This window comes from Ilumatobacter sp. (genome assembly GCF_039969435.1).
GTDB lineage: Bacteria > Actinomycetota > Acidimicrobiia > Acidimicrobiales > Ilumatobacteraceae > Ilumatobacter_A.
Genome location: NZ_JBDVNU010000024.1, coordinates 1 through 5,630, shown reverse-complemented (window position 1 = coordinate 5,630; position 5,630 = coordinate 1). Strand labels below are relative to the sequence as shown.

The following is a 5,630-nucleotide window of genomic DNA, read 5'->3' as shown; positions in this document are numbered from 1 at the left end:
CCCCTCCGTCGGCGCGATTCACGCGTTGAAACTCAGGTGACCAAGACATGGGATGGGTTCCTTTCGAGCCCCGGCGGGGCAGTCACCCAGAGTCCCTCACCACCACTGAAAGCGGCGAGGATTACCCCCATATCCTCACTTCGGCGAGTGGGTATCTGTTCGGTAATGGTCGGCGGCGAAAAGTGTTTGAGATGGCGGAACCCGTGGCCGCTGGCGAGCGTCCAACCAACTGTGATCGTGAGAGTTGTGTCGACGTCATGTGCCGTGGTGCTGGTTGCTGTCGGTTCTGCGTGCGGGTCAGCTCCGGCTGATCGGGCCGCAACTGCAACCTCGCCCGGTCCGCCGGTCGAGACCGGGTGGTTGTCCGAACCGTCGCCACCGGTGCCGACGAGCGGGGAGCGTCCGCACGTGGTCGACGACTCAATCGTGTCCCCTACAAACGGAGAACTCGGGGTTCTGCCGGTCGGGCGCCCCGACTTCGACACGCTCGAGTCACCGCGACGATGTGAGGACGGAGGGTCATTGGCAGACGGACCGAGGTACACGACGGTGGAGGAGATCGTCGCCGACGCCCGACCGGACCAGGAGGTGGCAATCATGCAGGTCGTTTCGGTGAGCGATGGAGTGACGCTCACGTCGATGCAAGAGGTGGACGCAATGCCTGACATTGATCCCGCTGAACTCGGTGTCGACACCGTCGACGTTGTGTATCGCGTGCTCAAGGTGCTGTCGCCGGATTCACCCGTGAGTCCGGGCGACACGCTGCGAATGGCTTTGGCAAACGAGTCTCGTGACAACAACGACTGCACCGGTGATGAGCCCGACGTCGGCACCGTCGAGATCAACTTCTTCACTCGTGACCTCTCGAGTTACAACGGGTTCAGCCCGATGGTCGACGTCGACGCGATCACGCTGTCACGGTTGGGGGTCCATCGCGGCTCTATCAACGCCTTCGTTCCGCTGATGTTCAGGTTTCAGTCGATGGCGAGCTTCGACAGGACCAACGCTGCAGAATTCGTCGGCGATCTCGCCGCCGCACTCGCGGCAACGTGACTCGTCACCGATTGCTGACGAGTGCCAAGGCGTCCTACTCGCGCTGGGTCACGAGGTCCGGGCCGACATTCGCCCACTCCGCTGGTCATAGCCGAATTGACCGCAACCCACGCATATCAACAGCTCCTCGCACGACTCGAACCCGATCAGATCGGCACGACTGTGGGCGGTCACCTGCGCGAGAACGTGCGAACTGAAGTCCCGGCGACTACACGGGAGGAGTGAGATACTCGAACCCGTGTCCAGCATTCGCATCCACGTCGTGAACCTCTTTCGGGCGAGCTGACTTTGGGCAACTAGCTCTCGTCGAGGGCGAACTCGGAGCACGCATAACGTGCTCAGCACGGGCGACCCCACCCTCCGAGATCGGCGCCTCGGAAAGCGGGCACCCGCACAGAATGGGTTGGGGATCGACTGTCGACCGGATGACCGGGGAGCCCTGCAAGTTGTTGTCCCCTCGGGTCTATCCGTTCTTTACCCGTCGCTCGGACCGATCGGCGGGTCTTGGCCGGGACAAGGCGTTCCAAGACCGATCGACACCCGCTGCTCGTTGTCCCCATCGCGCACGAGCAGCTCCGCACACATGGGCTCGCGGACCCAGTACCCACCTGCCGTCACCATCCAGGACTCCGAACGTTCGCAGTTCCCGCGGACCGTGTGTGCGGGCTGCGCAGGCCCGCCCCATCCAATCGCCATCACCGATCGAAGCTCAACGGGGACGACAATTTCAAAGGTCGCGTCGCCTCGCCACCAGAGCCCGGTCTTCGCGAAATAGAACACAGTTCCGTCCTCGGCATCGCGGACGGCGGTCTGCAGAGCGGTCGGATAGCTCGGGCTCGCTGGGAGGGCGACCACGTCGAGGACATTCGCGAAGTCAGCTGGCGGTTGAACCGGTGAGCCAGGACATGCAATGTCGACGACGTCCTCGACGTCCAAGACGTTCGCCAAGCTGTCGGAGTCTGGGCCGGGCGTGACTCCCGACGCATCGTCGGTCGCTGGAACAAGCGCGGCGGTGTCGGGCGCCGAACCGTTGCACGCCGATCCGACCATGATGCACGCCAGCACGATTGCCGATGGAACTCTTTGTGCGAACCCCATACGTATCTGAACGTATCTGAGTCGCCCTGGGTTTTCCGGAGGCTCGGTTTATAGGTTTCCAACCAGAAGTTGGTCGGCTTGAGGAGTGTAAGCAGCCTCGAACTCGGCCGGCGGCACGTCCCCGCAGTGGCCGTGGAGGCGCTGGTTGTTGTGCCAGTGCACCCAGGCGAGGGTGGCGAGTTCGACGTCGTCGACGGTCTTCCATGGGCCTTGGTCGGGTCCGTAGATCAGCTCGGCCTTGTAGTAGCCGTTCACCGTCTCAGCCAGGGCATTATCGTAGGAATCGCCGACGGTGCCGATCGACGGGACGGCTCCGATCTGTGCAAGTTGCTCGCCCCACAGGATCGACGTGAACTGACTCCCGGCGTCGGAATGTGCCCGCAATCCTTCGAGGTCGAGGTCGCCTCGGTTCCATGCCGCCATGTTGAGGGCGTCGAGGACCATGTCGGTGCGCATGTGGTTCGCGCAGCGCCAGCCGACGATTATCCTCGAGTACACATCGACGATGAAACAGACGTACGCAACACCGGCCCACGTCGGGACGTAGGTCAGGTCGGTGACCCACAATCGGTTCGGAGCAGTGGCGGTGAAGTTGCGTTTGACCAAGTCGGGCGACCTCGCTGCGGTGTCGTCGCCGACGGTGGTGCGCACCCGTTTGCGCCGACGGGTGACACCCTCGATGTCCAGGGCTTTCATCAGTCGGGCAACCTAATCGCGCCCGATGTCATGGCCGGCACGCCTGGCGGCCAGCCACAACTTTCGGGCGCCGTAGACCCGGTAGTTCGCGACGAACAACGCCATCAAAATCGGCATCATCACCTGATCTCGTTGAGCGCGCGCTGACGGTTCGGCGGTCTTGGCCGCGTGGTAGGTGGACGGAGCAATCGGCAACACGTTGCAGATCGACTCGACTCCGAACTGGTCGCGATGGGCGTCGATGTAGGCGACCATCATCGATGTGGGCGGTCGAGTTCCGCCGCAAAGAAAGACGCAGACGTCTTCAAGATCCCGTTCACCCGACGGAGCTCCTTGACCTCTTGCTCCAGCTCGCGGATTCGGGCCTCGTCTGCCGGAGCGCTGCCACCGCTGTCGCCAATCAGACCATCGGCCTCATCAGCGTCGCGGACCCACTGGCGCACCGACTCCGGACCGAACCCGAGCTGCTCGGCAACAGTGGTCACCGAACCGTGCTTCTCACCGGTCTCATCGCGGCGCAATCTCACCAGACGGACCGCATGCTCCTTCTGTTCAGGCGTGTACCGGCGCTGCGTGCTCTTCTTCGAACGGCTCATCTCTGTCCTTCATATCCAAGGTGAAGAGCCTCCGATGAACCCAGGGCGACTCAATCTCGAAGCGGGCGGCGAGCTGGTCGGCGTGGTTGAGGATGTCTTGGATCGAGCGGGGCATCAGATCTCCATGAATCAGCGATCAATGTACCTTGACGACAATGGTCGGGCGCGCGCACCTGGAATCTCCATCAATAACGAAGGAGAACCACCATGAATCCCAGCACCACCCATTCCGGCGAAGTCATCGGGCAACTCGTCCTCATCGAATCCGACCCGATCCGCCAACGAATCATGCACGCTGTCGCCGGCTTCCTGGCCGGATATTCCGGAACCACCCTGGAGGCATACCGGCTCGATCTGCGCGGGTGGATTGGCTGGCTCGATAACGCGTTCTTGGACCCGTTCGAGATCGAACGCGCCCACATCGAGCTGTACGCACGCTGGTCCGAATCTCAGGGCAAAGCCCGATCCACCATCGGAAGGCGACTGTCAACGATCTGCGGCTTCTACAAATACTGCGCTCAGGAACGGATCATCGAGCGAGACCCGTCCGCCCATGTGCGTCGCCCGAAGCAGGACTACGAGTCCTCCACCCTCGGTCTCGACCGCAACGAACTCGGCGCGTTCCTCGTCCAAGCCGGGCTGTGCGGCGGCCGCGACCACGCGCTCGCCTGCCTGTTGGCGTTGAACGGGCTTCGGATCTCCGAAGCACTCGGCGCGAACATCGACAACCTCGACCACAACCGCGGGCACCGCACCCTGTTCATCCATCGCAAAGGCAACAAGACCGCCACCATCCCGCTCTCACCACGCACCGCACGGGCGCTCGACCTCTACATCGGCGAACGCCTGTCTGGACCGATCTTCGTCAACCACGACGGCACCGGACGACTCGATCGTCACGCGTCGGCGCGGATCGTGCGACGGTTGACGAAAGCGGCGGCGATCGAGAAGCGGATCAGCCCGCACTCGCTCAGACACAGCTTCATCACCGCAGCACTCGATGCCGGCGTCCCGCTGCGAGACGTCCAAGAAGCCGCGTCGCATTCCGACCCGCGCACCACGATGCGCTACGACCGAGGGCGAGGATCGCTCGACCGGCACCCCACCTACATCGTGTCGACCTTCGTCGCCGGCGCAAGCCGCTGACCGCCGTCAGAGCGCCAAGGCGAAGCTCACGTACGGGTCGTCCTCGGGCGGCTGTGTCTCGTCGGCCTCAGGGAATACGTTCCGACTGAACTCGATCGATGCCCGGTTCGACGGATGCACCAGCCACTCCACCGACTCGCACCCCGCCGAAGCGAGATCGGCGAGAACCGACTCCACCAGTAGACGGGCCAACCCGGTGCGCTGCTGATCACCGCGCACCGCAGTGACCATCAGGTAACGATGGTTGTCCCACGCCCGCCCACCGCTACGTGCGAGCCGCTCATGCGCGACGACTCCAACGACGCGACCGTCGGTGACGGCCACGACTACTTGGCGATCCAGTTGTGCAACGTGAGGATCAGATCGCCACGCGATCAGTCCAGCAACGATCTCGGCCACCTCGTCGAGCCACGGACTCGAACCACCGAGGTCGAACGACTCGAACTGCTCGGCGTCGCTGTCGCGAGCATGACGAAGGTCACGCTTCAGATGACTCGATGACAGCGGTCGCGCCCTTCGGTGACCACCGCTGTCCAGTGGCCTTCGGCGCGGAGCGGTCGCGACCGCCATTGGCCAGGCTCCGCTTCGGTTCGAAACCGGTCGTCTCCAATGCCGCCGACAGCCGATGAATGGTCGACCAACGAGCGTCGAGCCGACCGTTCTCGATCCGCGAGATGTCCGCCTGAGCAACGCCCGCTTGCTCAGCAAGTTCAGCCTGCGTCCAACCCAACTCGATCCGGCGTTCCCGAATCGAGTCACCAGGACGAGCCAGCGACGCAATGGTGGCGAGGTCGGTCATGGAACAAGTGTATGTGTGATTACACATCATCCGCAAGTGGCCAGCACCCATGTGTGAGAGCTCCAAAACACCCATAACAACGGGGCCACAGACGGAGGATGACCGATCAGATCGGCACTTATGTGGGTAATCGGTGTCAAGGGCAATCTGAGATTTCTGGCGGTTGAGGTCATGGTTGCTCGGTGCGGGCGCGTTCGAGGAGCATGTTGAAGAGGTCGACGCGGTGGTGCTGGTCGCGTTCG

6 protein-coding genes, 1 pseudogene and 1 other annotated feature are annotated in these 5,630 nt (G+C 63.0%); of the genes and pseudogenes, 4 read left to right on the top strand and 3 right to left on the bottom strand.

The window, feature by feature from the left end; all coding sequences use genetic code 11:
* Positions 1–549: 549 nt before the first annotated feature.
* Positions 550–1,053 (top strand): hypothetical protein, encoded by a 504-nt coding sequence (locus ABJK40_RS13125; RefSeq protein WP_348478992.1) that lies wholly within the window; start codon positions 550–552, stop codon positions 1,051–1,053.
* 1,146 nt (positions 1,054–2,199) lie between these two features.
* Here ABJK40_RS13125 and ABJK40_RS13120 read toward each other — a convergent pair.
* Positions 2,200–3,443: pseudogene (locus tag ABJK40_RS13120) on the bottom strand (IS3 family transposase).
* Positions 3,028–3,144, bottom strand: a sequence feature (AL1L pseudoknot). Its footprint overlaps the pseudogene before it by 117 nt.
* Here ABJK40_RS13120 and ABJK40_RS13115 point away from each other — a divergent pair.
* Positions 3,421–3,654 carry a hypothetical protein gene (locus ABJK40_RS13115; RefSeq protein ID WP_348510306.1) on the top strand — a complete coding sequence of 78 codons (234 nt, stop codon included), beginning with the start codon at positions 3,421–3,423 and terminating at the stop codon, positions 3,652–3,654. The pseudogene ABJK40_RS13120 and the gene ABJK40_RS13115 sit on opposite strands and share 23 nt — an antisense overlap.
* Complete coding sequence (locus ABJK40_RS13110; protein WP_348478990.1) at positions 3,651–4,589, top strand: tyrosine-type recombinase/integrase; 939 nt, start codon at positions 3,651–3,653, stop codon at positions 4,587–4,589. The genes ABJK40_RS13115 and ABJK40_RS13110 overlap by 4 nt, the downstream gene beginning before the upstream one ends.
* Before the next feature lie 6 nt (positions 4,590–4,595).
* On the opposite strand, the gene ABJK40_RS13105 is transcribed toward ABJK40_RS13110, so the two are convergent.
* Positions 4,596–4,913 (bottom strand): GNAT family N-acetyltransferase, encoded by a 318-nt coding sequence (locus ABJK40_RS13105; protein ID WP_348510305.1) that lies wholly within the window; start codon positions 4,911–4,913, stop codon positions 4,596–4,598.
* On the opposite strand from ABJK40_RS13105, the gene ABJK40_RS13100 reads away from it, so the two are divergent.
* Complete coding sequence (locus ABJK40_RS13100) at positions 4,872–5,090, top strand: hypothetical protein (protein ID WP_348510307.1); 219 nt, start codon at positions 4,872–4,874, stop codon at positions 5,088–5,090. The genes ABJK40_RS13105 and ABJK40_RS13100 overlap by 42 nt on opposite strands.
* On the opposite strand, the gene ABJK40_RS13095 is transcribed toward ABJK40_RS13100, so the two are convergent.
* Complete coding sequence (locus tag ABJK40_RS13095) at positions 5,068–5,388, bottom strand: helix-turn-helix domain-containing protein (RefSeq protein ID WP_348478988.1); 321 nt, start codon at positions 5,386–5,388, stop codon at positions 5,068–5,070. The two genes, ABJK40_RS13100 and ABJK40_RS13095, sit on opposite strands and share 23 nt — an antisense overlap.
* Positions 5,389–5,630: the final 242 nt, after the last annotated feature.